31 protein-coding genes and 1 pseudogene are annotated in these 26,022 nt (G+C 45.3%); 12 read left to right on the plus strand and 20 right to left on the minus strand.

The window, feature by feature from the left end:
* Positions 1 to 17 precede the first annotated feature (17 nt).
* Positions 18 to 527: a MerR family transcriptional regulator gene (locus J4N37_RS20980; protein ID WP_088879682.1), complete on the plus strand. Its 510-nt coding sequence runs from the start codon at positions 18 to 20 to the stop codon at positions 525 to 527.
* Between the two features lie 108 nt (positions 528 to 635).
* Here the strand turns inward: J4N37_RS20980 and J4N37_RS20985 are convergent, their stop codons facing one another.
* Positions 636 to 1,166, minus strand: coding sequence for a GNAT family N-acetyltransferase (locus J4N37_RS20985; RefSeq protein WP_252042195.1), 531 nt, complete (start codon positions 1,164 to 1,166; stop codon positions 636 to 638).
* A gap of 413 nt (positions 1,167 to 1,579) precedes the next feature.
* Between J4N37_RS20985 and J4N37_RS20990 the strand changes: the two genes are divergently transcribed.
* Complete coding sequence (locus tag J4N37_RS20990) at positions 1,580 to 1,819, plus strand: RNA recognition motif domain-containing protein (protein WP_010453495.1); 240 nt, start codon at positions 1,580 to 1,582, stop codon at positions 1,817 to 1,819.
* Positions 1,820 to 1,837: 18 nt separating this feature from the next.
* On the opposite strand, the gene J4N37_RS20995 is transcribed toward J4N37_RS20990, so the two are convergent.
* The 5 genes from J4N37_RS20995 to J4N37_RS21015 form a co-directional block, all read right to left on the minus strand.
* Positions 1,838 to 2,326, minus strand: a complete 489-nt coding sequence (locus tag J4N37_RS20995) for a GNAT family N-acetyltransferase (RefSeq protein WP_252042196.1) — start codon at positions 2,324 to 2,326, stop codon at positions 1,838 to 1,840.
* Entirely contained in the window at positions 2,326 to 2,751 is a 426-nt protein-coding gene (locus J4N37_RS21000) for a hypothetical protein (RefSeq protein WP_010453491.1), read from the minus strand. Before J4N37_RS21000 ends, J4N37_RS20995 begins: the two co-directional genes overlap by 1 nt.
* Positions 2,738 to 3,100, minus strand: a complete 363-nt coding sequence (locus J4N37_RS21005; RefSeq protein WP_252042197.1) for a hypothetical protein — start codon at positions 3,098 to 3,100, stop codon at positions 2,738 to 2,740. The genes J4N37_RS21000 and J4N37_RS21005 overlap by 14 nt, the downstream gene beginning before the upstream one ends.
* Positions 3,101 to 3,246: 146 nt before the next feature.
* The gene (locus tag J4N37_RS21010; protein WP_252042198.1) at positions 3,247 to 3,780 is read right to left on the minus strand and encodes a GNAT family N-acetyltransferase; all 534 of its coding nucleotides are present in this window, start codon (positions 3,778 to 3,780) and stop codon (positions 3,247 to 3,249) included.
* 7 nt (positions 3,781 to 3,787) lie between these two features.
* The gene (locus tag J4N37_RS21015) at positions 3,788 to 4,393 is read right to left on the minus strand and encodes a histidine phosphatase family protein (protein WP_252042199.1); all 606 of its coding nucleotides are present in this window, start codon (positions 4,391 to 4,393) and stop codon (positions 3,788 to 3,790) included.
* A gap of 314 nt (positions 4,394 to 4,707) precedes the next feature.
* On the opposite strand from J4N37_RS21015, the gene J4N37_RS21020 reads away from it, so the two are divergent.
* Positions 4,708 to 4,956: a hypothetical protein gene (locus tag J4N37_RS21020; protein ID WP_045394728.1), complete on the plus strand. Its 249-nt coding sequence runs from the start codon at positions 4,708 to 4,710 to the stop codon at positions 4,954 to 4,956.
* 10 nt (positions 4,957 to 4,966) lie between these two features.
* Here J4N37_RS21020 and J4N37_RS21025 read toward each other — a convergent pair whose 3' ends face one another.
* On the minus strand, positions 4,967 to 5,134 hold the full coding sequence (locus J4N37_RS21025; RefSeq protein WP_156145290.1) for a hypothetical protein: 168 nt from the start codon (positions 5,132 to 5,134) through the stop codon (positions 4,967 to 4,969).
* Between the two features lie 323 nt (positions 5,135 to 5,457).
* Between J4N37_RS21025 and J4N37_RS21030 the strand changes: the two genes are divergently transcribed.
* Positions 5,458 to 5,940: an Lrp/AsnC family transcriptional regulator gene (locus J4N37_RS21030; RefSeq protein WP_045394730.1), complete on the plus strand. Its 483-nt coding sequence runs from the start codon at positions 5,458 to 5,460 to the stop codon at positions 5,938 to 5,940.
* A 71-nt stretch (positions 5,941 to 6,011) separates the two neighbouring features.
* On the opposite strand, the gene J4N37_RS21035 is transcribed toward J4N37_RS21030, so the two are convergent.
* Positions 6,012 to 7,691, minus strand: coding sequence for an RluA family pseudouridine synthase (locus J4N37_RS21035; protein WP_252042201.1), 1,680 nt, complete (start codon positions 7,689 to 7,691; stop codon positions 6,012 to 6,014).
* Positions 7,692 to 7,888: 197 nt separating this feature from the next.
* On the opposite strand from J4N37_RS21035, the gene J4N37_RS21040 reads away from it, so the two are divergent.
* Positions 7,889 to 8,686: a Cof-type HAD-IIB family hydrolase gene (locus J4N37_RS21040; RefSeq protein ID WP_038887037.1), complete on the plus strand. Its 798-nt coding sequence runs from the start codon at positions 7,889 to 7,891 to the stop codon at positions 8,684 to 8,686.
* 98 nt (positions 8,687 to 8,784) lie between these two features.
* Here the strand turns inward: J4N37_RS21040 and J4N37_RS21045 are convergent, their stop codons facing one another.
* Genes J4N37_RS21045 through J4N37_RS21055 form a run of 3 tightly spaced genes read right to left on the minus strand, consistent with a single transcriptional unit; the run spans position 8,785 to position 10,752 of the window.
* Positions 8,785 to 9,189 (minus strand): hypothetical protein, encoded by a 405-nt coding sequence (locus tag J4N37_RS21045; RefSeq protein ID WP_252042202.1) that lies wholly within the window; start codon positions 9,187 to 9,189, stop codon positions 8,785 to 8,787.
* A 10-nt stretch (positions 9,190 to 9,199) separates the two neighbouring features.
* Complete coding sequence (locus J4N37_RS21050; RefSeq protein WP_252042203.1) at positions 9,200 to 10,291, minus strand: GGDEF domain-containing protein; 1,092 nt, start codon at positions 10,289 to 10,291, stop codon at positions 9,200 to 9,202.
* A complete protein-coding gene (locus J4N37_RS21055) occupies positions 10,291 to 10,752 on the minus strand; it encodes a putative pterin-binding protein (RefSeq protein WP_252042204.1) in 462 nt (153 codons plus the stop codon). Before J4N37_RS21055 ends, J4N37_RS21050 begins: the two co-directional genes overlap by 1 nt.
* A gap of 274 nt (positions 10,753 to 11,026) precedes the next feature.
* On the opposite strand from J4N37_RS21055, the gene J4N37_RS21060 reads away from it, so the two are divergent.
* Positions 11,027 to 11,398 carry a DUF805 domain-containing protein gene (locus J4N37_RS21060; protein ID WP_252042205.1) on the plus strand — a complete coding sequence of 124 codons (372 nt, stop codon included), beginning with the start codon at positions 11,027 to 11,029 and terminating at the stop codon, positions 11,396 to 11,398.
* A 34-nt stretch (positions 11,399 to 11,432) separates the two neighbouring features.
* On the opposite strand, the pseudogene J4N37_RS21065 reads toward J4N37_RS21060, so the two are convergent.
* From J4N37_RS21065 to J4N37_RS21075, 3 genes and pseudogenes are all read right to left on the minus strand, one after another.
* Positions 11,433 to 12,623, minus strand: a pseudogene (locus J4N37_RS21065) (BamA/TamA family outer membrane protein).
* Between the two features lie 203 nt (positions 12,624 to 12,826).
* Positions 12,827 to 13,666, minus strand: coding sequence for an S-formylglutathione hydrolase (fghA, locus tag J4N37_RS21070; protein ID WP_045392572.1), 840 nt, complete (start codon positions 13,664 to 13,666; stop codon positions 12,827 to 12,829).
* A 158-nt stretch (positions 13,667 to 13,824) separates the two neighbouring features.
* A complete protein-coding gene (locus J4N37_RS21075; RefSeq protein WP_010453462.1) occupies positions 13,825 to 14,973 on the minus strand; it encodes an S-(hydroxymethyl)glutathione dehydrogenase/class III alcohol dehydrogenase in 1,149 nt (382 codons plus the stop codon).
* 291 nt (positions 14,974 to 15,264) lie between these two features.
* On the opposite strand from J4N37_RS21075, the gene J4N37_RS21080 reads away from it, so the two are divergent.
* The 3 genes from J4N37_RS21080 to J4N37_RS21090 all read left to right on the plus strand — a co-directional run bounded on the left by J4N37_RS21080 (position 15,265) and on the right by J4N37_RS21090 (position 17,699).
* Positions 15,265 to 16,071, plus strand: a complete 807-nt coding sequence (locus tag J4N37_RS21080; RefSeq protein ID WP_252042207.1) for an arylamine N-acetyltransferase family protein — start codon at positions 15,265 to 15,267, stop codon at positions 16,069 to 16,071.
* Between the two features lie 177 nt (positions 16,072 to 16,248).
* Positions 16,249 to 16,761, plus strand: a complete 513-nt coding sequence (locus J4N37_RS21085; RefSeq protein WP_252042208.1) for a GNAT family N-acetyltransferase — start codon at positions 16,249 to 16,251, stop codon at positions 16,759 to 16,761.
* Positions 16,762 to 16,829: 68 nt separating this feature from the next.
* Positions 16,830 to 17,699: a LysR family transcriptional regulator gene (locus J4N37_RS21090; protein ID WP_010453456.1), complete on the plus strand. Its 870-nt coding sequence runs from the start codon at positions 16,830 to 16,832 to the stop codon at positions 17,697 to 17,699.
* Between the two features lie 76 nt (positions 17,700 to 17,775).
* On the opposite strand, the gene J4N37_RS21095 is transcribed toward J4N37_RS21090, so the two are convergent.
* From J4N37_RS21095 to J4N37_RS21105, 3 genes are all read right to left on the minus strand, one after another.
* Positions 17,776 to 18,549, minus strand: coding sequence for a siderophore-interacting protein (locus J4N37_RS21095; protein WP_252042209.1), 774 nt, complete (start codon positions 18,547 to 18,549; stop codon positions 17,776 to 17,778).
* Between the two features lie 233 nt (positions 18,550 to 18,782).
* Positions 18,783 to 20,705 (minus strand): S9 family peptidase, encoded by a 1,923-nt coding sequence (locus J4N37_RS21100; RefSeq protein WP_252042210.1) that lies wholly within the window; start codon positions 20,703 to 20,705, stop codon positions 18,783 to 18,785.
* Between the two features lie 278 nt (positions 20,706 to 20,983).
* Positions 20,984 to 21,568 carry a LysE family translocator gene (locus J4N37_RS21105; RefSeq protein ID WP_045392585.1) on the minus strand — a complete coding sequence of 195 codons (585 nt, stop codon included), beginning with the start codon at positions 21,566 to 21,568 and terminating at the stop codon, positions 20,984 to 20,986.
* A gap of 148 nt (positions 21,569 to 21,716) precedes the next feature.
* Here J4N37_RS21105 and J4N37_RS21110 point away from each other — a divergent pair, with 148 nt between their 5' ends.
* Complete coding sequence (locus tag J4N37_RS21110) at positions 21,717 to 22,157, plus strand: Lrp/AsnC family transcriptional regulator (protein ID WP_252042211.1); 441 nt, start codon at positions 21,717 to 21,719, stop codon at positions 22,155 to 22,157.
* Positions 22,158 to 22,370: 213 nt separating this feature from the next.
* Positions 22,371 to 23,549, plus strand: a complete 1,179-nt coding sequence (locus J4N37_RS21115; protein ID WP_252043292.1) for a lytic polysaccharide monooxygenase — start codon at positions 22,371 to 22,373, stop codon at positions 23,547 to 23,549.
* Between the two features lie 55 nt (positions 23,550 to 23,604).
* On the opposite strand, the gene J4N37_RS21120 is transcribed toward J4N37_RS21115, so the two are convergent.
* Together J4N37_RS21120 and J4N37_RS21125 are read right to left on the minus strand one after the other, a co-directional pair.
* Positions 23,605 to 24,234: an HAD family hydrolase gene (locus J4N37_RS21120; protein ID WP_252042213.1), complete on the minus strand. Its 630-nt coding sequence runs from the start codon at positions 24,232 to 24,234 to the stop codon at positions 23,605 to 23,607.
* Positions 24,235 to 24,250: 16 nt separating this feature from the next.
* Positions 24,251 to 24,580 (minus strand): DMT family transporter, encoded by a 330-nt coding sequence (locus J4N37_RS21125; RefSeq protein ID WP_005428450.1) that lies wholly within the window; start codon positions 24,578 to 24,580, stop codon positions 24,251 to 24,253.
* Between the two features lie 189 nt (positions 24,581 to 24,769).
* Between J4N37_RS21125 and J4N37_RS21130 the strand changes: the two genes are divergently transcribed.
* Positions 24,770 to 25,516: a hypothetical protein gene (locus tag J4N37_RS21130; RefSeq protein ID WP_252042214.1), complete on the plus strand. Its 747-nt coding sequence runs from the start codon at positions 24,770 to 24,772 to the stop codon at positions 25,514 to 25,516.
* Between the two features lie 190 nt (positions 25,517 to 25,706).
* On the opposite strand, the gene J4N37_RS21135 is transcribed toward J4N37_RS21130, so the two are convergent.
* Entirely contained in the window at positions 25,707 to 26,018 is a 312-nt protein-coding gene (locus tag J4N37_RS21135) for a cupin domain-containing protein (protein WP_252042215.1), read from the minus strand.
* Between the last annotated feature and the right edge of the window lie 4 nt (positions 26,019 to 26,022).

Raw genomic sequence — 26,022 nt, forward strand, 5'->3', positions numbered from 1 at the left:
CGACAAAAGGAGCCATTATGCTAACCGTAACCCAACTGGCCAGAGAGTGTGGACTCTCTCGTACTACGATTCTCTACTATGAACGCGAAGGCTTGCTAGCGCCTGCGCATCGCTCAGAAAACGGTTATCGCTGGTATGGAGAAAACGAGATTCAGCGTTTAAAAACCATCTCGTCATATCGCTCTTACGGGTTACCGATTTCCAGCATACGCACTTTGTTGGCACAGAAAGGCAAATCTCAAGCGGAGATCTTGAAAGACCATTTCAATGAACTCGAACGCGAGATTCAGAATCTGCGAGCGCAACAAAAAGCGATCGTGGTGCTACTACAAGAACCACAACTGATAGAGGATAATATTGTGACTAAAGAACGTTGGGTACAAATCATGCAGGCGGCGGGTTTTTCTGAAAATGACATGGTGACATGGCACCAGAAATTCGAAGAGATGGAGCCTGCTGAACACCAAAAGTTCCTTGAATCTTTGGGTATTGAGCAAGACGAAATTGGGCGCATTCGCGCTCTATAATTAGCGTTTAAACAGCGTCTTAAAAACCGGTTAAATAAAAATAAGCCTCTTTGTGAGGCTTATTTTTTGTGGCGCTATATTTAATAAAAAAGTTTAATAACAAACTGCCTAGTTACGGATTTTTGAGTAAACCACAGTGTTACTCAATTCCCCTGAAGTAGAGAGGCGGTCGTGTCTCAACTCGCCTTCAAAGTCATAACCACAACGCTCTGCGACGGCGCGGCTTTTTAGGTTGGTTGAATCTGCGGTAATCGCAATGCGTCTTGCGCCGAGGTCTTCAAACGCGTAACGCTCTAGTTCAAGCACCGCTTCGGAAATATAGCCGTTGCCCACCGCTGCATCATCCAGCCAGTAGCCGATTTCAAACGATGGCACTTCTTGATCACGAATCATTAAGCCTACCGCACCAATTAAGTGGTCGCTTTCTTTCTCAATGATGAAGTAACGTAACTCCCCTTCAAAACTCTCAAAGTTGGCGATGGCTTTTTCTGTCCCCTCAATCATGGCTTCTAGTGTGAGCACATGTGGCACCCAAGGAAGATACACTTCGAGTGTCTTCTGGCTACGCAATACTGCATGGTGCGCTTCTTCTGCACGATCTAAACAAGCAGGGATTAGCTTAAGACGTTTCGTTTCCATATCGACTCTCCTTTGGGTGAAAAATGAACGAAAAATCATTTAAACAGATGTACTTAGAATGATCTAGCTGTTCGTATACCCAAATAACCTCGAGATGCTAGGTTCAGCGAGAATGACTTGGTTTGTATACGCGGCGGCGATTTAAAGGTCTAGTGGGTCTAAATCAAGAATCGGCAACAAAGTATACAAGCCAAGGCAGCTCGCCCTTTGGGAGCGTGTTATTGACTCGATTGCTACGTCAAACAACTTGGAAAGAGCTAGCTATTACGCTGCGTTATTTTCCTTGACCTCGAATCAATGACAACGCTCTGAATCCTGCATCTTGAAGTCATTTGGGTATACAATATTATTCACTTGGTTCGTTTTGAAGAACCTGAGAGAATTGTATGGTTATTCAAACCACTAGGTTCACTATGAAACTTTTAGTAAGAAACTTGGCTCGTCAAACGACTGAGCAAGACATGCGTGCACTGTTCTCTGCACACGGCAAAGTAGAGCTTTGTACATTGGTTCTTGATCAAGAAACCGGTTTATCAAAAGGCTTCGGTTTTGTGATCATGCCAGATGAAGCAGAAGCGATTGCTGCACTGGAAGCGCTGAACTTGAGCAACGTAGCGAAAAGCAAGATTCGTGTGAAAGTCGCTCAAGACTAAGATAGAGAAAAGCCAGCCTCACTGCTGGCTTTTTTGTATTTCAAGAGAGGAAGGGAGAGCTAATCGCATTGGCACATAACGAATTCCTTCTTTCTCGCAGAGATCATCGGTGCGTTCAAAACCGTGCTTTTGATAAAACGACACTGCGTTGGGTGCTGAGCGAAGACGCACATAACTTCTTGGTTTATCTTGGGTTGAGCCCAATATCGTATCGAGAAGTTGTTTACCCAAGCCATGACCTTGAACTTCGGTTGCTACGAACAAGTGGGTGAGATCGTTATCTTCTTTTAAAGCGGCAAAGCCAACCACCTTACTGTCGCGGAATGCCGCTAAGGCAAAGAAGTCTGGATGCGTTATTGCTTGGGTCACATCTTGTCCGATTCTTGCGAGAAAGCGCCGTTTTCCTTCTTCGGTAAAGTGCTCAAGGATGTGGCGTTGCGTGATTCTGGAAACGAGTTCAGCCACCTCTATGGTGCTCTTCACATCTGCTTTGACTATTTCAATCATCAATCATCAATCATCTCTTCGAGCTGTCTCATTAATTGCGCTAATTGCAGTTTATCGAAGTTGTTGGAATTTGGAACCTGATAAGAATCTTTAGCGGTGTAGAGCATCAAGCAGTTACCATTGAAAGGTTCTTTCTCAATTTGAACCTTGCTGATTTCATTCAATGGAATACGAAAATACACAGTAGAATCTTGATGGTACTTCAAACTATTAGAAGCGGACTCAATGCTGATCGATTTTGGCGTAAACCACTTACGCTTAGATAGATGTAATACGAACAGCAATAGGGCAAATACAGCCATTCCGGCCCCTATTAACCATAGGTAACCGCCTATATAAGCAAAGTAGGTGAGTGATAGAAACCAAATGCTGAATAAGAACGGATTGTTCTTTGGCAGGTTTTGTGAGGTCTCATGAATGATCACTTCGAATTTCCTCGCTGCTTATGTTCGACAGCTTACGCAGAGCTTGTGTAAGCGGCTGAGATTTCACTTCAATTAAAATCAGGTTTATTAGCCCACCAACTGAGATAGCCGCAAGGACCGCGCTGATGCCACTTCCTTTGGTCACTAAGCCATACAGACCGGTACTCAGCATAAGGATAAACGTCGCCATTTTGATGGTTAAATGGCGCTGAACCAAATAGTGACCTGTTTGGTAGTCCTTAATCACGTAAACGTATTGCCCAAAGCTACCGAGTTCTACTCTGACTTTTCTATCTAGCGCATGACAGCGGAACCCTTGTTGATTGAGAGATTTTGCGAGGCTTTCCATGCCAATGACTCCATGTTCTATCTAGTTATCTTTTGCACATCATAATGTCACGATGAGAGCCTCTTAGTTTCGCTTAACTACAAATCTAAGAGGCAAGTCCCACCGTACACTCAATGCTTTCTTTAGTTTGCGGAACGCTTTCAGGTTTAGTTATTCGCATCAAATCTGCGTTGGTAGACGCAAACTTCACGTTCTGCTCCTTGCATGCCGAGGGTTTTGTTTCCTACATAAGGCACATTTAATTTTTGTATCACGGATTTTGAGCGTTGGTTTTCTACCAAGTGCATCACTCGAATACCGATGAGTTGGAAATAAGATTTAGTAAACTCAATCAGCGCTTGAGATGCTTCGAATGCATAACCTTTCCCCCAATAAGGCACGCCAATCCAATAACCTAGAGTGCCATAACCGTCCTCAATTCTTGGTAAACTTACCGCGCCAAGCAGTTCTCCGGTGCTACGTAGCGTTATGGCATACGCTATGCCTCTTTGCTCATTAAACATAGGACCATGCCCATCTATCCATGTTTTCGCCATAGTCAGTTCATAAGGATGCGGAATGTTCGCGGTCATATCTGCAATGATTTTTTCTCCGGCGAGCAACGCGACGCGTTCACTATCTTCATGCTGGAAAGGTCGCAGAATGAGTCGTTCAGTAAAGAGTTTTGGTTGTGTTGGCATAACGGAGTCACCTTACAGATTGAATGACCCAAACATCCAAGTCTGGTCGGTAAGTAGTGTCGAAGTAGCCCAAATCATCGAACGCAAATCGGACGCCAGTTTCGTTGGCTCTTGGTTGGTTGCCACAAATCACATTAAACATCGTGCTGAGGAAGCGTCCGTGAGACACCACCAAGTAGCGGCCACTGCCACGTCTGATGATAGATTGAAGGGCAAGGCTTGCTCGGGCGTAAAGCTCAACACCGCTTTCCCCTTCATTGGCAGAGACAACGCAAGGTTGATATGGGTTGACGAAATCAGCCATAGGATATTTGTGCTTAGATTCACTAAATGGCAAACCTTGTAATGGTCCGTTGTCACGCTCCATCAACTCATCATGAGTCGTTATGCTGACATTTAGCTGTTCAGAAAAGATCTCGGCGACGTGTCGCGCCCGCTGCATTGGGCTGCTCAAGATTGCGTCGTACTGGCGCCCTTCTTCAATAAACTGTTTTGCTCTATTTTGTGCTTGCTGAATACCTACTTCAGTCAATGGGCTGTCGAATCGTCCTTCGTGTACTTTCAGGTCGTCGGCTTGTGAACGCCCATGACGGACAAAGGTGATATGAATCATCTAACTTCCTTGTTTTGTATTAGTTTCCTCAACCCGATACGTGCTTACTATGCATCTATCGGCATCGTGGCGAAATACTTGCAGCTAATGAAAGTATTTGCGTAGTCACTGATAGCGTCATATTACATACGTTTGTATTATTTTTGCACAAGTGGTGCCACAAAATGAGACCGACTTAGGTCTCAGTTTTCAGGCATATATGCAGAAATTTTTGGAGGAAGAGCACAAAAAACAAAGGGCATTTATTATTGTGGAATTTTTTTGAACAAAATATGTCAACTGTCAGTAGTCCAGTAAAAACAGGGAGAGGAAGCATGCCGGAGATTTATTGCTCAGCCTGCAGAAGAACAACGCAGCACAAAGTGATCATGAAGCGTTGTGAACCTGATCAAATCGAAACACTGACTGGAAAAGTGGTAAGCTTTACGCAGTTGATGGCAAAGTTTGTGACAGGTGAGCACTACTATGAAATGGAACCTCAATACTATTGTCGATGCTGTAATCATCGCGCTATAGGTGAAGTTATTCAACATCCAGCGCGACAGACGTCAGCGATCATGTGATCGAGATTTATTAAGCAGCAAGTTCTTTTTGCGTAGCGAACGGTAATCCATCAATCATTACTGGCCAACCATATGAGGCATACTCTGCGGCTAATGATTTTGCGACTTCGTGTGATACTGTCGTGTAAGTCCACTCTCCAAGACCGAACGGCTTGTACGCAAGTTGTAGGGTTAACATTGCTTTCTCCTAATTATTTTTCCTCATTATTGCCTTAGAATTTGGCTCGGTTCTTTCCTATTTGGCTCATTTTATTCTCTGCAGAGTTCAGGGATAAGTTTTTTCATTAACATTATTATCTCGCCTATAAACTCATAGAAAAATTTCCAAATTTTATAAATCAAAGTTATGTAGATTTAGCCATCTTGTTTTTGTCGCTGAATTTTTGTGCTACGCAAACGTTAAAATAATGACAGATTCACACGTTGTTGATTTGTCTGTTTGCAAAACAAATGGTAACGATTAAGGTAGTGGACGCTTAAGTTGTTGCGAGGATGTAATTGATGAGTTATCACATGGATAGGATTGACTTGCAGATATTAAGTATTTTGCATTCTAAGGGGCGCATACCTGTTGTGGAGTTAGCCAAGCTGGTTAATCTCACGACGTCACCATGCTCAGAACGAGTCAAAAGGTTGGAAAAAAGTGGCTATATTAATGGTTACCATGCAGAGCTTAATGCTGAAAAACTAGGGCTAGATGTCCAAGTATTTATTCATATTCGTTTAGACCAAACCAGTTTCTCTATCTTTGAAAAGTTTGCGAAGGCGGTCGAGTTGATGCCAGAAATAGAGGAATGTTATTCGCTGTCAGGGGATTTCGATACCATGATAAAAGTGCGAGTCAAAAGTATGAAAGCTTATCAGGAGTTTATGTCGAGTAAGCTAGGGACTCTGCCTGGTGTTATTCAAACCCGAAGTGAAGTCGTAATAGAAGAACATAAAGTAGGTCGAGGTGTTAACCCAGATCTCCTAGGGACACTTTAGTGTTGTCGGGCCATGAGTAAAGACGCTGAAACTCAGCGCCTTGGAACAATGGTCTTCTCGATGCTGTTGGGCTAGAACTCGCACTCCGCTTTAAAGCACATGCGTTCCTTACTATATGGATGGTCCAACTCCAACATCTCTGCGTGCAAATGCAGACGGTTGGCTTTTTCGCCATACAAGCCGTCGCCAACCATTGCCATGTTCAACCCCATGTGGTGCGCGCTGTGTACACGTAGCTGGTGGGTTCGTCCTGTTTTCGGGTACATGTACACCTTGCTGCGTCCGTCTTTCACTTCAATCAGCTGCCAGTAAGTTTCTGCAGGTTTACCGTGCTCAAAGCACACCAGTTGACGTGGGCGGTCATCTGGATCACCACGCATCGGGAGTGAGATTTTACCTTCAGGCTCGGTTAACACTCCTTCAAGCAGCGCCATATAGCGCTTTTGTACGCCGCGGGTGATGAACTGCTTCTGCAGGCTTTTGTTCGCTCGTTTGGTTAAAGCAAATACTAAAATGCCTGATGTCGCCATATCGAGGCGATGAATCACAAATGGCCCTTCGACATCCGGGAACATTGTTTGAAGTCGTGTGTACGCCGAATCCTTGATGGTTTTGCCCGGAACGGAAAGCAGACCCGAAGGCTTGTTGACGATCACCATGGCTTCGTCTTGGAAGAGAATTTCCAGCTCTTTATCTTCCGCCCAGTTCTCTGCTAATGGGTTTGGTTCCACATCCAAGCCTTGCAGCATGTGCCCCAAAATCGGTTGGCATTTGCTGTTGCAAGATGGGTAGAACTTCTTGTGCTGACGCACTTCAGATTTCGGCGATACGCCCCACCAAAATTCAGCCAACGCAAGCGGTTGATAGCCATGTTTGTATGCGAACTGAAGCAGTTTCGGCGCTGCACATTCACCTGCACCTGCTGGTGGTACTGGGTTGGTAGTAGGAGCAAAAATGTCCACCAAATCGCGCTCTGCGCTGTGGTTATCCAAGAAGCGGTATTGCTTATGCAGTTTGTGCTGCAGAGCATTAGACAGATCTTTGCGCTGCTCTTTTAGCTCTGCCAATCTTTGCTCTAGCTCAGCAAGGCGTGCTTCTTTTACTGCCAGCTTTTCATCCCACGCTTGCTTGAGGTACTTGAGCACATTCTTTTCAGCGACACTTTGTTTGCCTAAATCATCCAGTAGCACTTTTAGATCTTCGGGACTTAGCGTTTGTTCGCCTTGCTTACGTTGCTGTTTACGCTCTGCACGCCCCGCAATCATCACTTGGCGCTGGGTATTTTCTTCTTGTTGATACGCTTCACGGTCTGCTTTGATTTCTGCTTTCAGTTGTGCCAGTTCAGGGTTGGCAGCAAAGGCTTTGTATTCCGCGTTCGCAGCATTAATGGCATCCGTCTCTCCACGGAAGAAGCCCTCTTCTGTCAGCATGTCGAATACAGGTGGAACAAAACCAGGTAGTAAATTTTGATCGGCAATCTTGCCTGAGAAAGCGCTGAAGTAGCCAAGCTCACCTTGTGGGCTACGCACCAATAAAACGCCGAACATTTTGCCACGTCCACTTTGCTCATCCTCAAGACCAAAATCATGTTCGAAGTCGGTTTGTGTTGTGAGGTGCTGCTGTAATTGCTCGGCAGCCAACACACACAATGGGTGAGGTGTGTAGTAGAACGGAAACGTAAACTGCGCCGGTAAATTATAACCAGAAATGTCTGCAGTAAAACGAGTAAAGCAATGTTCAGGCGAGTGCATAATTGTGAGTCCGCATGAAATAAAAATCGAGCACGGATTGTACCTGTTTTAAAGTGGATTGCTATCTTGAACCTAGTTCACCCTGCTCATTTCAGCTTGAGATTCACTCAAGATCCTGTACCTTACCAAGATTGTTTTTTGCAGCCTGTTTTCATTCACAGAGTGACCTGTGCTGCTTCATTTTTTGAGTTAAAGTCATGTCACAAGCTAGCATCAAGTTCATTGCCACCGATATGGATGGCACCTTGCTTGACCAATATGGTCGTTTAGATCCTGAATTCTTTGATCTGTTCTTACAGCTCGAAGAGAAGGGCATTTTGTTCTCGGCAGCATCAGGTCGTCAGTACTACAGTTTGCGCGATACGTTTGCGCCGATCCAAGATCGCATGATTTATGTGGCGGAAAATGGCACCTTGGTTATGTACCAAGACAAAGAGCTCTACAGCTGTACCATTCCAAAATCGGAAATTGATGAAATTATAAAAGCGGCTCGTGCAGTAGAAGGTACCCACTTAGTATTGTGTGGTAAGCGTTCGGCTTACATCGAAACCAAAGATCCTAAAGCCTTAGAAGAGTTCCAGAAGTACTACCACCGCTGTGAATATGTGCCTGACTTGTTAGAAGTGGAAGATGAGTTCATCAAGGTCGCAATTTGTCACTTTGGTGGCTCAGAAGAGTTGGTTTATCCAACCATGAAAGCAAGGTTTGATGATACGCATCAGGTTGTGGTGAGTGCGAAGATTTGGTTGGATGTGATGAACGCAGAAGCGTCAAAAGGCTCGGCAATCAAGCACCTTCAAGAGACTATGGGCTTTGGACCTGAAGAGACGATGACATTTGGCGACTACTTAAATGATCTCGAAATGCTACAAGTGAGCGAGCACTCATATGCAATGGAAAACGCGCATGAAGCAGTGAAGAAAATCGCTCGTTTCTCAGCACCAAGCAACCGCGACTCTGGAGTGATGAAAGTGATCAGAGAGAAAGTGCTTTAATCGCTTTTTTGCTCATCATGTGAACATAAAAGCCCCGCCATGTGATGAGCGGGGCTTTTGTTCATTTGAAACTTAGTGAGTCTAAACGTAGAGGCAAATTAGCGTACGTACTTAGCCGTTGCGCTAACAAGCCAATGTTGCAGTTTACCATTAGGGTTTTCTACCCACAGGTCGTTATGGTAGCGGTAGATGCGGCCATTCACGGTTAGAGCAAGCGTATTCTCACTCGTTTGTTCCATGCGAATAAACTGGTCAGAAGTTACCAAAAATGGCTCTAGGTCTTCTGTACTTGCACCCTTGTACACTAGGAAGTAACCAAACATGTTACCTGCGTCAGGGTCAGTAGAGTGAATGCGGTGCCCAACCAGCGTGTAATCGTCGTTGAGTGCTTCTTCGAGGGTTTGTGCACCTACAGTTTCGTGAGATGGGATGAACACCCAAGCCAACACACCTATCGCGATCACTAGCAGTAATAGCACTGCTCGCATGAAGTTTTTCATCATGGTTATCCGTTTATTGTTGGAATTTCATTTTGTACATGCGCTTATCCGCTAAATTGATCAGGAAGTCAATGTTGTCGCCGTCATTAGGGTAGCTTGCTGCACCTAAGCTGGTTGAAAGTGTTTGCGGTTCATTAGACACCATTATTGGTCGCTCAAAAACGGCGTGAATGCGATGTTCTGCATCTTTGATTTCACAGTCCTCATTCGACTCAATAATGACAGCGAACTCGTCTCCGCCCATTCGGTACGTTGAGAACTGATGTAACTCCATTAGTTTCAATCTATTCGCCACCTCTTTTAACGCAATATCGCCCGCTTGATGGCCTTTGGTATCGTTGATGGTTTTGAAGCCATTGAGATCAAGCAGAAGCAATGAAAATGGCAGCTTGGCGCTCTCAAGACGGCGTAGCTCGAAAAACATCGCACTGCGGTTAGGGAGGGCAGTTAAACTATCACTTAATGCCATCTTCTTGTGGTATTTGGATTCACTTTGATAGAAGTACGCCAGAAGGGCTACGGTCATAACGAATATCGTTAACAGAACGTATTGTGCAAACATTAGCTGTTTAGCTTGATTTTGCTGTTTTTGATAGAGGGGGCTAGCAACCCTAAAATTTTGAGTTACATAGTCAATCATTTCTAAATATAGGTTTTGTGCACCTCGGTAAAATTGGTTCGCCGCTATACTGCTGCCAGTTTTTGCTTCAACAAGCGTTGGTTCTAGTTTTTGGAAGCGGGTAAACAACCCAGAGAAATAGCGTCTGACTTCATGTCTAGAGAGAAAGGAGTCAGCCTCACGGTTGTTTATCAATAAGTCAAAACGGCTCCATGCGAGCTCATATTGCAACTCTGCACCATCAATATTCATGACGCTTTCGTTGAGTCTTCTTGCTTCACTGACAAGCTCTGATAGTTCTTTAGATAAATGAAATAGGAACCAAGTAGCTTGGTTTTGTTGATCGGAGTATGAGCGAGCTAGATCCCGAGTTTGCTTAAACAAAGCGAGATTTGCCAGTAGCAAAGTCGTGGCAACCGCGATGAGCAAGACTTTACTTCTCAATGAAAAAGGTCCCGTTTTCGGGGGAGATATATCTGAATTCATTATTTTTCTTCTATTTTCACACTATTAAGTTGCCATACCATTTGTGAATGGTAGTGGCTAACATCGATCTCAGGAAAACGAGAGATAGGATAAATTAACCAAAATGGTCCTTTATCTCTTATCTTTATGTATTTCTTGTCTTTTTTATAGGCGACGATAGGTTCGTAACGCAGAATATCTTCACGATTTAGATTGGCATGATAGTCATTTAAAGCTCGTAATTCGACACGCTTTGGGACCTCTCCGAATGCTTGTCGAAGAAGCGTACTGAGAGTTACTCCCTCAAACACCGCCGGACTATCTAACCAAGGTAATTCAGTAACATAGGAGGTAATAGGCAGTGTTTCTATATCTTCGAGTGCAATAACGAGGTTGGTTTTTTCCGGACTGCTAAACTGTATTGTGTTCGCGAAAAGTGTCGGTGCAAACAAAAACAAAGTGAGTGCTACTATTTTTCTCATCTTGTGCCCTTTTGAGTTGTTCCCCTAGTCTCAGATAGCGCATTAATCGCTATCTAAAGCTATGGTTATATATTTATTAATAATAGAGCCAACTTGATGATTTTATATAATATGTTTTGAGTGAAAAGTAACCGCTGGTGAAATATACGTCAAGGTTAATAACACAGTTAACACTGCAACAAGTGGGTGAATGCATTATTTAGCTCATTTTGTGTGCATTTCGCTTCAGCTTGTCTAACTTTCGTGACACTTTCAGCCAATTAAGAGAGGGAATATGTTCGACTGGTATTACAAGGTTATCCTCAATTACACCAACTTTAATGGCAGAGCGAGACGCCAAGAGTATTGGTACTTTACGCTGGTGAATGTGTTGGTCAATTTGGTGATGGGGATCATCGATCGGGTCATTGGCAGCGTGATGCAAATGGACAATTTTGGCTTCTTCGGTGTGATTTATGCGCTGTTTATTATGATTCCTTCGATTGCGGTTACTGTGCGTCGCTTGCACGATTCAGGAAGAACAGGTTGGTGGGCTCTGATAGCCTTTGTGCCAGTTATCGGTATTTTGGTTCTGTTGTACTTCTTGATTCAAGACAGTGAAGAGGGCTCGAACCAATACGGCGCGAACCCTAAATATCAGTCGTGATAATGACAACCGTGATGGTTTGAATCGAGTGGGTTTAGATGCCTGAACCCACTTGGAAATAGACCGCGTTATCCTCATCACTGAAAGCGAAGTCCATACCTGCTTGCAAGCCATACCGACGTGCGATGAGGTAACGAAAGCCCACGCCGTAAGCGTATTCTGCATCGTTTTCAAATAGCGATTCTTCTGTTGAAGCTTAACCAAAGCCACCGAAGAGGTTGGTCGACCAACGAGTGTTCCATTGGTAGGTCAGTTGAGATTCCACCGAGAGTGTTTCATCCCCCTGGTATCGGTTTCTTGCTACACCACGTAGCTCGATATCTGGGTAGGACGCAGGCGGTAAAAAGCGCTCGTCAGTATAAAGCGACTTGTATTGTCCGCGCAGAGCCAGCGACCAATCATCGGCTAATTCCCAGTAATTGATGCCCTCAACGTCCAGTTGTTCGTATTCGTAATCACTACCAATGGCGTCGTTGTACCATAAGAACTCGGCTTTGTAGTTGTAGCCTTGAGTGGGACTAAAGAAGTTGTTTCGGTTGTCCCATTCCAGTGTTAGTCCGAGCCCTGAAATGGTCGGAGCGGTATTGGTCAGGGTTTGCAACAACTTATCGGCCACTGGTGAGTTAGTGGTTTTTTGGTCGGTGACGAAATAGAGCTGTTTCACACCAACAAACAGCGGTGCATCAATAATGCGGTATTGAAGATGGTTGAGCATGCCGCCGCCAGTAATCTCGAAATCTAATCCCTGACCATTGAATACGCCGTCTAAGCCCGGCAGCGCGGACTGCGGGTAGAAGGTCATGTTGAAGTCGCCATAACCGATGCCACCAAGGTAACGAACCGTGTCTTGTGCCCAAGTGCGGCGATGGCCAGCAAACCCCATCCAAGTGCCGTTTTCGGTTGCGAAGCCACCCACAGCGGTAATAGCAGGAGTCAAAAGTTGGGCGCCACCATCGAGTGATGTTTCCGCCAGTTTGCGTCTTTTCTCTCGTTGCTCATCGGATTCATGCAAAAACACGCCAGTAAAACCCAAGCCGTAGCCAACAGCAGGCTCGGTAATCACAATCGGGACGGGTAGAAAGCCGTAGGCGTTTTCAGCAAGGTATTCGCCCATATCCAATTGCCCATCGATGGGATCGAAAAAGCTTATCGCCTCGGCAATAGGAGAGGTCGCTAACAACCCGAAGCAAGTCGAGGTTAGCAGGACTGACGTTGGTTTTTTCATAGCGTACTAGCAGTAATTGAATGATGTTCAATTACAAGTTAGACGCCATTTCGGTAAATTTCAATGGGGTTATGTAAAGGTAAAGTGAGTGTTTTTAGAACACAAAAAGCCACCCAATAATTGGATGGCTTTGTCATAGAGAAGATTATTAAACCGTTTGGTTTTCCGGGCTCTTCTATTTGCTTGCGGTGTTAAAATCGGCCTTAAGCAAATAAGTACTTGGCGTGGAAGTTCAAGTGATCAGCGATAAAGCTCGAGATAAAGAAGTAGCTGTGGTCGTAACCCGGCTGCATACGCAGTTCGACTTCTGAATCGTGGGCTTTCGCTGCAGCCAGTAATGCATCAGGCTTCAATTGTTCAGCAAGGAAGTTATCAGCATCACCTTGGTCGACTAGGATAGGTAATGGTGATTTCGCTTGTTTTAGCAACTCACTTGCGTCGTACTGTTTCCAGCTTTCGATATCAGTGCCTAGGTAAGCGGTAAACGCTTTTTGGCCCCAAGGACATTGCATTGGGTTACTGATTGGGCTGAATGCTGAAATTGAACGGTACTGATCTGAGTTTTTCAGACCAATGGTGATTGCACCGTGACCACCCATGCTGTGACCCGAGATCGACTTCACGTCAGAGACTGGGAAGTTACTCTCGATGAGCGCAGGCAATTCTTTGGTGATGTAATCGTACATATGGTAGTGACGTGACCATGGCTCTTGAGTGGCGTTTAGGTAGAAACCTGCACCTTTACCCAGATCGTAGTTTTCGTCGTCTGCAACGTCGTCACCACGTGGGCTGGTATCCGGTGCCACAATGGCGATACCTAACTCAGCAGCCATGCGAAACGCACCGGCTTTCTGCATGAAGTTCTCATCGGTACACGTCAAGCCAGATAACCAGTAAACCACAGGCACTGGGTTTGATTTGGTTGCGTTAGGTGGCAAGAAGATCGCGAAGCGCATGTTGCAGTTCAAAGCGCGAGATTCGTGAGTGTACTGTTTATGCCAACCACCGAATACTTTGGCTTGGCTTAGGCTTTCAATGGTCATGGATAATCTCTCGATAAAACAATGATTTTCTAACGGCGGACAAGACCGTTAAAGACAGCGGATGACTCTCTTCCCAAAAGAAAACGTGTTCAAGAGAGAAGAGAGTTTATTTCAAATTTTCAAATAATCAGTCACATTACGTGAACCGTTATCTTGGATTATTTATCCATGTGAAGAACAGTACGGATAGATTCACCTTTGTGCATCAATTCGAACGCTTCGTTCACGTCTTGTAGACCCATAGTGTGAGTGATGAATTCTTGTAGACCGAACTCACCAGCCATGTAACGGTTTACGATTTCTGGAAGCTCTGAGCGGCCTTTAACGCCACCGAAAGCTGAACCACGCCATACGCGACCAGTTACTAGTTGGAATGGACGAGTTGAGATCTCTTGACCTGCACCAGCAACACCAATGATTACTGACTCACCCCAACCTTTGTGACAACATTCAAGTGCTTGACGCATCACGTTTACGTTACCGATACATTCGAATGAGTAGTCAACACCACCGTCTGTCATCTCAACGATAACGTCTTGGATTGGCTTATCGAACTTCATTGGGTTGATGACGTCTGTAGCACCAAGTTGTTTCGCTAGGTCGAATTTGCTTTCGTTGATGTCTACACCGATGATGCGGCTTGCACCAGCCATACGAGCACCGATGATTGCAGAAAGACCGATACCGCCTAGACCGAATACAGCAACTGTGTCGCCTTTTTCAACTTTAGCTGTGTTTAGTACCGCACCCATACCGGTGGTTACGCCACAACCTAGAAGACAAACTTCTTCAAGTGGTGCTTCTTTGTTTACTTTTGCTAGTGAGATTTCTGGAAGTACTGTGTACTCAGAGAAAGTAGAACAACCCATGTAGTGGAAGATTGTCTCACCGTTTACAGAGAAGCGGCTTGTGCCGTCTGGCATTAGGCCTTTACCTTGAGTTTCACGAACTGCCTGACATAGGTTTGTTTTGCCAGATTTACAGAACTTACACTCACCACATTCTGCTGTGTAAAGCGGAATTACGTGGTCGCCAACTTCAACGCTTGTTACGCCTTCGCCAACCATTTCAACGATACCGCCGCCTTCGTGGCCAAGGATTGAAGGGAAGATACCTTCTGGATCGTCACCTGATAGAGTGAATGCGTCAGTGTGACAAACACCAGTAGCAACGATGCGCACAAGTACTTCGCCAGCTTTAGGAAGTTGTACATCAACTTCTTCCATTTTTAGTGGCTCGCCTGCAGCCCATGCAACCATTGCCTTTGATTTAATGTGAGTTTGACCTGGTTTGATTTCAAGTGCCATTGGATGTTTCCTTTATATTCTCAGTATATGGAGTGACGCCATAAGCGTAGTTGAGGTTTGTTCACTGCGCTGCGTCGTTTTGTTGGTGCCCATTTTAGGTGTTTCACAAAAAATGATAATCCGGCTAAATTGAAAATGATTTTTACGTATGCGTAATAATCAATGTAATAACGTGATTGTTAGTGCGAGTGAGATTAAGAAGCACGAGAAAAATTATATTGGGGGTTTGACCTTAAGTGCGGTTGAGGGTTTAGTGTACCTGTCAATGCAAAATACTGAATTAGGATTGGTATGAACCAAAATCATTTACAGGCTTACTTAGATAAAATGGGCGTCACCCAATCACTGGATGTCAGCAGTGGTACCTTGTTAATGCTGCATAATGCTCAGCATCGTCGTTTGCCTTTTGAGAACTTTGATATTGCGCTTGGTCGCGGCATTTCTATTTCAGAGCAAGAGATTATCGACAAATTGATTTATCAAGAGCGTGGAGGCTACTGCTTTGAGTTGAATGCGCTGTTGTTGAAGGTGTTGCAGACCATCGGCTTTGATGCGCGACCGTTATTGGGGCGTGTTCATTTGTCTGGCACGCCATCGGGCAGAACTCATCAGTTCACTTTGGTTGCTATGGGAGAAGATAAGTGGATCGTTGATGTAGGGTTCGGTTCGAACACGCCACGTGCACCGCTGCCATTTGTACTAAATCAAGCCATTCATACTGACTTACAAACGTTCCGTTTTGTCGAACATGAGTTAGTCGGCTACATGTTGCAAGTTCAATCCTATGACGACGCGGAACAATGGATTGATTTATACAGCTTAGACTTTGAACACGTATTCGATGGCGACATCGTGTGTGGCAATCATTACACCTCCACATCGCCTAACTCACATTTTACTTCCAGCCGAGTGGCAGCGCTGGCGACAGATAGCGGAATCATTACTTTGCTCAATTACAGTTTAAAGTACCGATCAAATGGTGAAGTGGTTGAAATTGAGTTAGAAGCCGGACAAACGTATCTATCTGCGCTCAAAACCCACTTTGGTATCGATCTTGATGCGGATTACGCATCTTTAAAACCATTGAAAGAGTCGTAGCTGTGGCGAATCGCACTCTAATTGAGACTTCAAACATCGCGTTAGCTCCAATTTCCTTACTTAGTGGCTCAAAAATGTAAAGCACAGCTCAGTCTGTGCTTTTTTATTTGCGCTGCCTCTCGGTAAGGCACAAATCAAAAGTTTACCTTTAACTATGCGAAATAAATGAGGTAAATCATGCGCTTTGAATACTTGCTTGATGATGAAGTCACCCAAGAACTCGATGCTAAGTTAAGAGCTTTGCTGTCCACTTGCTTCACCAAGGAGCAAGACAAAATCTTTCAAACCCAACGCTATTTTAATGAAATGCCTCGCCACCGCTACCTACTTTGGGATGGCGATAGACTTGCCGCCCATGTTGCTGTGCATGAAAAGCAAGTCATGATTGATGACCAATCCTTTCCTATTTGTGGTATTGCTGAAGTCTGCGTCGATCCGGGTTCACGGGGGCAGGGGCTAGTAAAAATATTGCTTGAGGCTGTTCATAAGGACGCGTTAGAAAGAGGCGATGCGTTTTCAGTTCTGTTTGGTCTCACCTCGGTTTATCAATCCAGTGGTTATCAGCCCATCAATAACTTGAAGATGGAAGTTACCGCGAATCATTGGGTCTGTACTGATGAGACCATGGTATGCTCTCTCAAAATCATTTGGCCACAACAGACAGTTCATTTAGTCGGCTATCCTTTTTAAACAGGTTTTCTCCACATTTCAGTTTGTGTGAGAATACACAATAAGTAGAATTCCATAGGATCAAAACCATGGCGAATTGGGAAGGCGTCAGCGAGTTTGTCGCCGTCGCAGAAACCAACAGCTTCACTGGCGCAGCCAATAAGCTGAAAACATCGGTCGCACAAATCAGCCGTCGTGTATCAGCACTGGAAGAGCGTCTTGCTGTGAAATTGCTTCACCGTACTACGCGTAAAGTGTCGCTAACTGAAGCGGGGCAGCTTTATTATCAACAGTGTAAGCATCTTGTCGAAGGCTTAGAGCTAGCAGAGTTAGCGGTAACGCAGATGCAGGCAGAACCGAAAGGTCTGCTTAAAGTCACTGCACCTGTGACCTATGGAGAAATGAATCTTGCTCCCTTGCTGCACCAATTTTTAGAAAAGTACCCGCAAGTGAATTTGGATTTGAATCTGACTAACCAAAAGTTAGATTTGATTGAGCAAGGCGTCGATGTGGCGATTCGTCTGGGACGTTTGCAAGATTCAAGTTTGATCGCCAAGCGACTATCATCGCGTCAGCTGTATGTGTGTGCCAGCCCCGCTTACTTAGAGCGATCTGGTGAGCCGCATACCTTGTCTGAACTGAGTCATCACCAATGCTTGGTGGGTACCGCTGATTATTGGCACTTCAAAGAGCAGAAGCGTGAGAAGTCTCTTCGTGTTTCTGGTCGTATTAAGTGCAACAGTGGTTTTGCTTTGGTTGATGCGGCAAAGCGTGGTTTGGGCTTGGTACAGTTGCCGGACTACTACGTACAAGAAGCGTTAGACAATGGCGAGCTGGTGGAAGTGTTAACCGATTACCGAGACGATCGCGAAGGTATTTGGGCGCTGTATCCACAAAACCGAAACCTGTCGCCAAAAGTACGCTTACTGATTGATTTCTTAGCTGAAAATATGAGCTGAGTGATGAATTCAATGCATTGAAAAAAGCCAAGTTTGCATGTAGCAACTTGGCTTTATTTTTTGTGGCAAGTGGAAGTTACTGCTCGTTTAATTCCGCATCTTCGCGTTTGATGACCTTGTGGCCATCTTCTGATACGCCTTGTTTCCAGTAACTGCTGAGGTAAAGGTTTTCACGTTCCACTTCTTTTTCATTACGGAAGTATTGGCGTAGCGCGCGCATTGAGTCGAACTCACAAGCACACCACACAGCGGCTTCACCTTGTTGCCATTCAAGTTCACGAACTTTGTCTGCGAGAGGTTGCTCAGTAACCCAATGTAGCTCCATGCCTGCCGGCGCTTCGAGAGTTTGAATATCCGCCTCAGAAATCACGCTGATCACGGCATAGCCTTTTGCGTCTTCCGGCAGGGTGCGAATCTTCGCTGATAGCGCTGGCAACGCCGTCATATCCGCAGCCATAAAGAACCAATTCGCTTCAGTGTTTAGGTTCGAAATGCTGCCAGGGCCTGCGATGTTAATGGTGTCGCCTTCTTTGGCGGACATTGCCCAACGCGCGGCAAAACCACATTGTAAGTCTTTAGTAATGTGGCGCACGAAATCGACCTCAATCGTGCACGCTTGTGGATCGAAGCGACGAATGGTGTAAGTACGCATAACCGGACGGTTCTCTTCAGAGAAGCCTTGAATGTCCGTGCCACCGGTTTCGTTGAACAGCAGCTTGATGTAGCTGCCTTCACAATCTTGTGGGAAGTTGCCTAGTGCCTCACCTTGCAGGGTAATGCGCTGCATGTTCGGTGTTACCGCTTGTGTGTTGATGACAACGAGGCTTTTTGGTTGTGGTTTCTTTTTCATTTTAATTCACATTTCACTACGTTTGATAACTATTCTCTTTCTCATCTAAGATTAACAGTATCTCAACAAGGCAGATAGTGTCTTTATCTAAATTTACACTCTGATCTGAGAATCGGCGATTTAATTTCGGTACGCCTCGCTCAAATGAACACTTCGTCGTCCCGCTTTATAAGATAGTGGTGGGAGAATAAAAAAGGGCACCGAAGTGCCCTTGATAGAAGAATGGAGCTTGTTTACTGCGTTTGCTCTAACAAATGTGTTTTCAGGAATCGATCCATCGCTTGGTAACCATCAAGACGATTTTCAAGAGAGCGGAAGCCATGACCTTCGTTCTCTTTGACGATGTACTCCACCTCAACACCGCGGTCGCGCAGAGCATTAACGATCTGATCAGATTCACTCTTCACTACGCGTGGGTCTTTCGCACCTTGTAGAACCAATAGAGGAGCTTTGATTTGGTCGACATGGAACACTGGTGAGTAGGCTTTCATCATCTTCGCATCTTCAGGATCTTCTGGGTTACCCACTTGCTCATGCAGCATAGCTAGGAAAGGTGCCCAGTATGGTGGAATAGAATCCATGAAGGTGAACAGGTTAGAAACGCCAACATAGTCGATACCACATTTGTATAGGTCTGGTGTGAACGTCACACCAGCCAATGTGGCGTAACCACCATATGATGCACCGTAGATACAGACTTCACCATCTCGTGCGTAGCCTTGGTCAATCGTCCACTTAACACCATCAGTGATGTCATCTTGCATTGATTGACCCCATTGCTTAAATGATTTCTCCCAGAATTCACGGCCGTAACCGGTTGAACCACGGAAGTTCATTTGTAGGACGGCGATACCACGGTTTGCAAACAACTGAACTTCAGGTTGGAAGCCCCAATGATCACGAGCCCAAGGACCACCATGCGGCAACACAAGCAGTGGTAAGTCTTTTGCCTCACGACCTTTTGGCAGCGTTAAGTAACCGTGAATGGTTTCGCCATCACGAGCGGTGTAAGTGATTGGCTTCATCTGTGCCATGTGTTCTGGTTTATGCCAAGGAGCATTTGCTGCCAGTTTCTCGAGCGTATCCGTATTACGATCGTAGTAATAGTAATTTGGACGGTCGACATCGCTGTAGGTTACAACGATCATTTTACTTTCATCTCGAGTTGAGTTGTTTACTGAGATTTCAACCCCAGGTAACTTCTCTTGTAGACGCTCAAAAGTCTCTTCATAGCTCTTATCTAGGAAGTGATACTGACGCTTGTCCGTTACATAAGAGATCGTCGTGAGCTTGTTAAGTGCATTGGAGTAACTCGCATTAGTGACGTCTACTTCTGGATGAGAGAAGATCTCGCGTACTTCTTTATTTGCCTTCACATCGTATTCGATGATCGCAGACTTATCGCGTGTGATGCGCGAGGCGACATATAGATTCTTGTTGTCGGGTGTGAAGGAAATCGGTGAGAAGCTTTCTTTGAAAGTGAGGTTCTTTAATGGGCGGAACTCTTCATCCACGCTATCACGATACAGTACCGCAGTATTGACACCGTCAGAGGTTGAAATGACACGGATATTACCATCGTGGTCGGTACCCCAGTAACGGACATTGCCCGGGTTTTGCGCCACCAGTGTATTCTCGCCAGTTTTTAAATTATGGCGGTAAACATCGAACACTTGCGGGTTACGTTCGTTAGTCGTGATAAGAATGTCGTCTGGCTGGCTTTCTAAAGTGTCAATGACATAAGCCACAACACCAGATGTTGGTGTGATGGTTTTCTCTTCACCTGTTTTAACGTTCACCGTGACGAGGTAGAAGTTCTCATCACCGCCAGTATCACGTGAGTAAATTACGGTGTCATCACCAACCCAATAGTAGTAAGCGATGTCACGACCAGTGATTGACGTAATGCGTTTAACATCCTCTGGCTTGCCTACAGGATGTACAAAGACGTTTTTACGGTCTTGCCATGGCTTCATCATTGAAATGTAATCACCAGCTGGAGAGATTTGGTAGCTAGAGACTTCAGCATTACGGAAGAAGTAATCTACAGGATATTCCGGTGGGATAACTTCGGCAGTCGTCGTGGTCGAAGTTTGGCTACAACCCGCGAGTAGTAGGCCAAAAGCGGTAGCAAGAATAAGCTTGCGAGTACGCATTGTATAACGCTCCTTGTGTGACGGACCAGTCAGCATCGTGCTTGTCGGTCAGAGTGAATCGATAGTCGCTATTAAAGAATGAAAGCGACAAAGCAGTGAAAGAGAAGCCAAAATCGAATATATCGATAGGGTTTATGTTTGAGGGTTTTTAATATTCTTGTCACTGCTGTTGCTACTATGACCCAATCTATCCATGGAAGTGGCGATTATTTGTACTTACCGAACAAAGGACTAGCCAAAACTTGGTATCAATCACATTTATCCGTGCTTTTTATCATTTATATCATTGGGATAGTCGATAAAAGCAAAAGCGCAGCCATGCCATAGTTGAAGCCTTTTACCCGTTTTGGTGTGGTGAGCCAGCGTTGAAGTTGGATACCAGCGGCGGTCCAAAAAGTCACAGAAGGTAGGTTTGCTAAGCAGAAGATGCCAGCGATGAAAGCCAGTTCTAGCCAAGATCCACCACTGCTGTATACGGTGATGGCGGTAAGTGCCATTGACCAGCCTTTCGGATTCACCCATTGGAATGCAACGGCACCTAAAAAGCTCATTGGGCGGTAATCATCTTTGACTTCTGTTTTGCTGCTGGTGGCAATTTTGTAAGTGAGGTACACCAAGTATGTCAGGCTCAAAACCTTAAGAATCTTATGCGTGATCGGATACGTGTGAAACAAGCTCATAAGACCAATGCCAACCAAAATCAGCATCGCACCAAAGCCCAGAGTGATACCTAACATGTGTGGGATAGTGCGCTTAAAGCCGACGTTTGCGCCAGAAGTCATAAGCATGATGTTGTTTGGTCCCGGAGTGAAAGTCGAGACAAACGCAAACAGTGCCAGCGCACCAAGTTGATGGTATTCCATAGTGTGTTCCTGCATTTTTGTTTTGCCTGCGTGCACTCAGGCGAAAGATGGTTGTCTTGACTAGTCGAGAACAATGATAGGTAGAAGTGCCATCAATTTTGTGCTTTTATTTGATGAAAATACGCCAGATAAACAACAAAAGGTCATCATGGATAGATTTGACGAAAGAATATTGCAAGCACTGAAATCAGACGGAAGAATCTCCAACGTGGAGCTGTCTGAGCGAGTTGGATTATCGCCATCCGCGACTTTGCGTCGTGTGCAAGATTTGGAGCGTAAGGGCGTGATAAAAGGCTATCGGGCGGTGTTGGATAATCAGAAAATGGGCGTCGGTTTTATTGCTTATGTGTCGATTGGTCTAGCTTCTCACTCTAAACAGGCCCAGCTTGGTTTTGAAGACCACGTGCGCTTTGTTGACGAGGTAGTGGAGTGCCACAACATCACTGGTGCCAACGAGTACTTATTAAGGGTCGAAACCCAAGATCTTGCAGCATACAAAGCCTTCCATGCCGATGTGTTGGGAGAATGCGAACACGTCAAAGCCATCACGACCATGGTGGTGATGGACACGCCAAAAGACGAGCGTTAATTCTTTAGCCTACGATTTTGTAGCACGCCAATTTTGAAGTGACTCGAAAGAGTCAGTCGAGTGTGAGTAAAGTCCACATAAAATGCTGGAAAGCAGTCGTCAATCTGACAATTCCAGCATTTATTCTCACCTTCTAAATAATCGCATCCTGCTAATTTTTCTAAGTCGCTGCCCGGTCCGTGAGCAGTGAGTCAGAAATTTTAAGGATGAATGATGAAATCATACGTAACCCTTCCTCTTGCAAGCTTGGGCGCAATTGTTGCCTTAAGCTCTTTTAACGTCAGTGCCCACGGTTGGGTCGAGTTTCCAAGCGCACGCCAAAACACCTGTTATTTAGACGGTGGATTCTGGACCAATGAAATTCCAAACCAAGCATGTCAGGCCGCTTATGACGAGTCTGGTGCTTACCCTTTCGTACAACGTAGTGAGATTGCTGCCAACGTGCCGAACTACCGCGATATGGAACACGTGAAAGCCATTGTTCGTGATGGCGAACTTTGTTCTGCAGGTGATGCCGCCAAGAAAGGTTTGAATATCCCATCGCCAAATTGGCAGCGTACTAACGTGACGCCAGATGCGAACAACCAAATCGAATTGGTGTTCTTTGGTAAAGCGCCGCACAACCCTTCTTATTGGGAGTTCTATCTTTCTAAATCCACTTATGACGATACGCAGCCACTGACTTGGGACGATTTAGAACTGATCGATACTGCTGGTGACGTGTATGTAGATGCTGAGAAGCGCTACCGCATGCAGGTAACTTTCCCTGCAGAGCGCTCGGGTGATGCGATTCTTTACACTCGTTGGCAACGTATCGATGTGGCTGGTGAAGGCTTCTACAACTGTAGTGACATTACGCTAAACGGCAATGGCACCACACCACCAACTGATCCAGTTGACCCTACCGATCCCGCAAACAACCTGACTTCTCTTGGCTACTTTGTGGCACAAGGCTTTGGCCCAGTAGAGTCGGGTGATACGGTGCGTTTCCGCACCTTCAATGCAACAGGTAGCGAGATCGTCGATCTGTCACTGCCAATCAGTACTAACAACACCACGACGTGGGCTGCAGAGCTAGCGGATCAATTTAACTCACAACAAACCGGTGATTGGTATGTAGGTATTTGGCATGAAGCGATGAAGCACTACATGTTCGATAGCAGTAATATCTACGCAAACCAAGTACTGGCTCCGAATGCCAACTTTAGCTATGCGTTATCATTGATTAAAGGTGATACCCAACCACCGGTTGATCCAACCAACTTGTGGAACAAAGATGCGGTGTACAACCAAGGCGATGTCGTGACGCACAGCGGCCGTGAATGGACTGCGCAGTGGTGGACAACTGGTGAAGAGCCAGGAACCACAGGAGAATGGGGCGTTTGGCGTTAGTCATGAGCCGCTCTATATAAACAAAACCCTTCTCTGGTGAGAAGGGTTTCTTGTTTTAGCCGACGGAGCTATTTTGGGACCAAGGTTGCCAATTCATCGTGGCATGATCTGCCAATTTGAGCATGGGGATATCTTCATGGGTATCACCATAAGCGTAGATAGCTTGATGTTGGCTCAAGTCAAAAGCCGCTTGAACACGTTCTACCTTTCTTTCCAAGCTGCAATCTCTACTGTGATAGAGGCCGGTAATGCGTTCGCTACTACCGAGTAACTCACTGCAAAGTAAGTGATAACCATGAGTATCACACCAAGGTTTTAAGTAGGCGTTAAGTGAAGCAGAAACGACTACGATAGTATCACCTTGAGTATGATGCCAATCTAGTTTGGTTTTGGCTTCGGGGCGAATGTGTTGAACGATCACTTCTCGTGCAAACCGTGCTCCTAATGTTTTCACGTCGTTGGTTTTTCGTCCCGAAAAGGCGATAAAACTGGCGATTGGGCGCATTCGTTTCGCAGGGAGGAGCCCGGATTTGTATAGTGCATAAAATGGCGAGATTAAGATGTTGCCCAGCCACTTGCGTGGACCAGAAACCGAGTAGTGAAGGAACAGGCTAAACATATCCTCATCGGTGATGGTGCCATCAAAATCAAACAGTGCTAAAGCGGGCTTCCGAGAATCTGACAATCTGTTTCCTTAGAGTTTAATGTGCATGTCCGTGGGAGAAGTTTATCACCATCACGCCTGCTGCGATAAGCGCCATGCCAATCCAAAGGCTGGTGTCCATATGCTGACGATACACCAATTGAGAAATTAAGGTCACCGACACAATAGCCAACCCGGCCCACAGTGCGTGAACAATACCCACGGGCATACCGCCTTTCATTGCCTGTGCTAAACAGACGAATGCTGCCAAGTGACCAAGTAAAACAAGTGTTGCAGGCAGTGGTTTGCTGAAACCGTCAGTGGCTTTGAGTGCAACATGTGAAAGGGCTTCTGCGCCCACGCCTAAAAGTAAGAAAAACCAGCTCATTGTTATCATTCGTCTTCGGTTGTTGTGGAGTGCGGCTAGTATATTGGTGTTAAATGAAATGATAATCCCGTCGACTATCAAATTACTTTTACTCATTTGTAATAATTGGCATTACATACGCTTACAACTCAATATGAGCTCAGCAGATACACTCTCGTCCTGCTTTAATCCGTTATAGGGTAGAAATGGATGCGAAAACTACTGTTCTCCATTATATGTGCGTTGGGTTTGATCGGTTGTGATGACGATGGTTTTACCACAGAGAGACTCGACGACTTTCAAGACCCTAGAGCAGAATACGAAATTCAATCGGTGGATTTTCTTGCGACTGCAATTACCGATGCGATTAGCCTTGATGTTCGAGGTTGGGACGTTGAAAATCTATCGAGAAAAATTACATTTACGATTGATCAGATTACGACCAATATTCTCTGGTCTTTCAATGCGAGAGATCTTGTCCATTTAGGGCAGCTAGCTCCAGAGGTTGGCGATACGTTAACGGCTCCCATAATGGGCTATCAACTGATGCGTATTTCCCCTGACGCCTTCGTTGTATCGACAAGTCATCAAGTGGCACATTTGCAATACTCGGCAAATATCCTGGAGTCTAGGAAAGGAATTAGTGAGTACTATCTGAGTGAATCCGATACTGATATCGCTTTAGCCGTTTACCCTGAAGGGATTTCTCTGGAGATTTTTGGTGAACTCTACCGGGCGCATTACTTCAAAGAGAGTGATTCTTACCAACTTCGTTTTGAAAGCAAGGACGTTGACGGAAAAAGTCAGCTTGAACAAATTTCCATTGAGCTAAATGGGGATGCTGTACGACTTGAGAAAGGGAGCAGCGCTTATGATGGATGGCAGAGTCATGATGTTATCTCTCATCGCGAACTATTTGAATACAACCGCAAACAGAACACCCTCTCAATCCAATAGTTTTTTATGAATTATTGAAGTCATGGTCAGATCTATTTCTGAGTAACAGTTGGGAGACTCGCTCAGAGGCCATGACTTCAATTTCTTTTGCGCCTCACCTAGACCCTTTATTGCGCACATGGGGAAAGTTAGGGTTTCTTTCCCCCGTTTTTCTTTACCTGCTCATCGGAATAACAACAAAGTCGACAATCTAGCGGTAGAAAACCGCCAACCAAATTGTCTCTTGTTCTGGGGCTGTCCAACTGACGCGATGCTTTGTATGCGCCGGAATGTTGATGTGGTCACCGGCTTCTAAACGTTTTAAAGATCCATCTTCATAAGTCAGTTCACCTGCGCCTTGCAGCACCAACACCCACTCATGTTCTTCTTGATCGTACCATTCGCCCTCTGGCGTGGTTTGCCCTTTTGAGACAATACGCTCGATGCGCAGCTGTTTATGTGTGAGTAAGTCTTCGAACACTTCTTCATTCAGATCACTGGGTAGGTCTTTAAACAGATTCATAATG

Source organism: Vibrio sp. SCSIO 43153, from assembly GCF_023716625.1.
Lineage (GTDB): Bacteria > Pseudomonadota > Gammaproteobacteria > Enterobacterales > Vibrionaceae > Vibrio > Vibrio rotiferianus.

Bases quoted from the DNA above. Each gene is read 5' to 3' on its own strand.
- J4N37_RS20980 (WP_088879682.1), top strand. From the start codon at position 18: ATGCTAACCGTAACCCAACTGGCCAGAGAGTGTGGACTCTCTCGTACT.
- J4N37_RS20985 (WP_252042195.1), bottom strand. From the start codon at position 1,166: ATGGAAACGAAACGTCTTAAGCTAATCCCTGCTTGTTTAGATCGTGCA.
- J4N37_RS20990 (WP_010453495.1), top strand. From the start codon at position 1,580: ATGAAACTTTTAGTAAGAAACTTGGCTCGTCAAACGACTGAGCAAGAC.
- J4N37_RS20995 (WP_252042196.1), bottom strand. From the start codon at position 2,326: ATGATTGAAATAGTCAAAGCAGATGTGAAGAGCACCATAGAGGTGGCT.
- J4N37_RS21005 (WP_252042197.1), bottom strand. From the start codon at position 3,100: ATGGAAAGCCTCGCAAAATCTCTCAATCAACAAGGGTTCCGCTGTCAT.
- J4N37_RS21010 (WP_252042198.1), bottom strand. From the start codon at position 3,780: ATGCCAACACAACCAAAACTCTTTACTGAACGACTCATTCTGCGACCT.
- J4N37_RS21015 (WP_252042199.1), bottom strand. From the start codon at position 4,393: ATGATTCATATCACCTTTGTCCGTCATGGGCGTTCACAAGCCGACGAC.
- J4N37_RS21020 (WP_045394728.1), top strand. From the start codon at position 4,708: ATGCCGGAGATTTATTGCTCAGCCTGCAGAAGAACAACGCAGCACAAA.
- J4N37_RS21025 (WP_156145290.1), bottom strand. From the start codon at position 5,134: ATGTTAACCCTACAACTTGCGTACAAGCCGTTCGGTCTTGGAGAGTGG.
- J4N37_RS21030 (WP_045394730.1), top strand. From the start codon at position 5,458: ATGAGTTATCACATGGATAGGATTGACTTGCAGATATTAAGTATTTTG.
- J4N37_RS21035 (WP_252042201.1), bottom strand. From the start codon at position 7,691: ATGCACTCGCCTGAACATTGCTTTACTCGTTTTACTGCAGACATTTCT.
- J4N37_RS21040 (WP_038887037.1), top strand. From the start codon at position 7,889: ATGTCACAAGCTAGCATCAAGTTCATTGCCACCGATATGGATGGCACC.
- J4N37_RS21045 (WP_252042202.1), bottom strand. From the start codon at position 9,189: ATGATGAAAAACTTCATGCGAGCAGTGCTATTACTGCTAGTGATCGCG.
- J4N37_RS21050 (WP_252042203.1), bottom strand. From the start codon at position 10,291: ATGAATTCAGATATATCTCCCCCGAAAACGGGACCTTTTTCATTGAGA.
- J4N37_RS21055 (WP_252042204.1), bottom strand. From the start codon at position 10,752: ATGAGAAAAATAGTAGCACTCACTTTGTTTTTGTTTGCACCGACACTT.
- J4N37_RS21060 (WP_252042205.1), top strand. From the start codon at position 11,027: ATGTTCGACTGGTATTACAAGGTTATCCTCAATTACACCAACTTTAAT.
- fghA (WP_045392572.1), bottom strand. From the start codon at position 13,666: ATGACCATTGAAAGCCTAAGCCAAGCCAAAGTATTCGGTGGTTGGCAT.
- J4N37_RS21075 (WP_010453462.1), bottom strand. From the start codon at position 14,973: ATGGCACTTGAAATCAAACCAGGTCAAACTCACATTAAATCAAAGGCA.
- J4N37_RS21080 (WP_252042207.1), top strand. From the start codon at position 15,265: ATGAACCAAAATCATTTACAGGCTTACTTAGATAAAATGGGCGTCACC.
- J4N37_RS21085 (WP_252042208.1), top strand. From the start codon at position 16,249: ATGCGCTTTGAATACTTGCTTGATGATGAAGTCACCCAAGAACTCGAT.
- J4N37_RS21090 (WP_010453456.1), top strand. From the start codon at position 16,830: ATGGCGAATTGGGAAGGCGTCAGCGAGTTTGTCGCCGTCGCAGAAACC.
- J4N37_RS21095 (WP_252042209.1), bottom strand. From the start codon at position 18,549: ATGAAAAAGAAACCACAACCAAAAAGCCTCGTTGTCATCAACACACAA.
- J4N37_RS21100 (WP_252042210.1), bottom strand. From the start codon at position 20,705: ATGCGTACTCGCAAGCTTATTCTTGCTACCGCTTTTGGCCTACTACTC.
- J4N37_RS21105 (WP_045392585.1), bottom strand. From the start codon at position 21,568: ATGGAATACCATCAACTTGGTGCGCTGGCACTGTTTGCGTTTGTCTCG.
- J4N37_RS21110 (WP_252042211.1), top strand. From the start codon at position 21,717: ATGGATAGATTTGACGAAAGAATATTGCAAGCACTGAAATCAGACGGA.
- J4N37_RS21115 (WP_252043292.1), top strand. From the start codon at position 22,371: ATGAAATCATACGTAACCCTTCCTCTTGCAAGCTTGGGCGCAATTGTT.
- J4N37_RS21125 (WP_005428450.1), bottom strand. From the start codon at position 24,580: ATGAGCTGGTTTTTCTTACTTTTAGGCGTGGGCGCAGAAGCCCTTTCA.
- J4N37_RS21130 (WP_252042214.1), top strand. From the start codon at position 24,770: ATGCGAAAACTACTGTTCTCCATTATATGTGCGTTGGGTTTGATCGGT.
- J4N37_RS21135 (WP_252042215.1), bottom strand. From the start codon at position 26,018: ATGAATCTGTTTAAAGACCTACCCAGTGATCTGAATGAAGAAGTGTTC.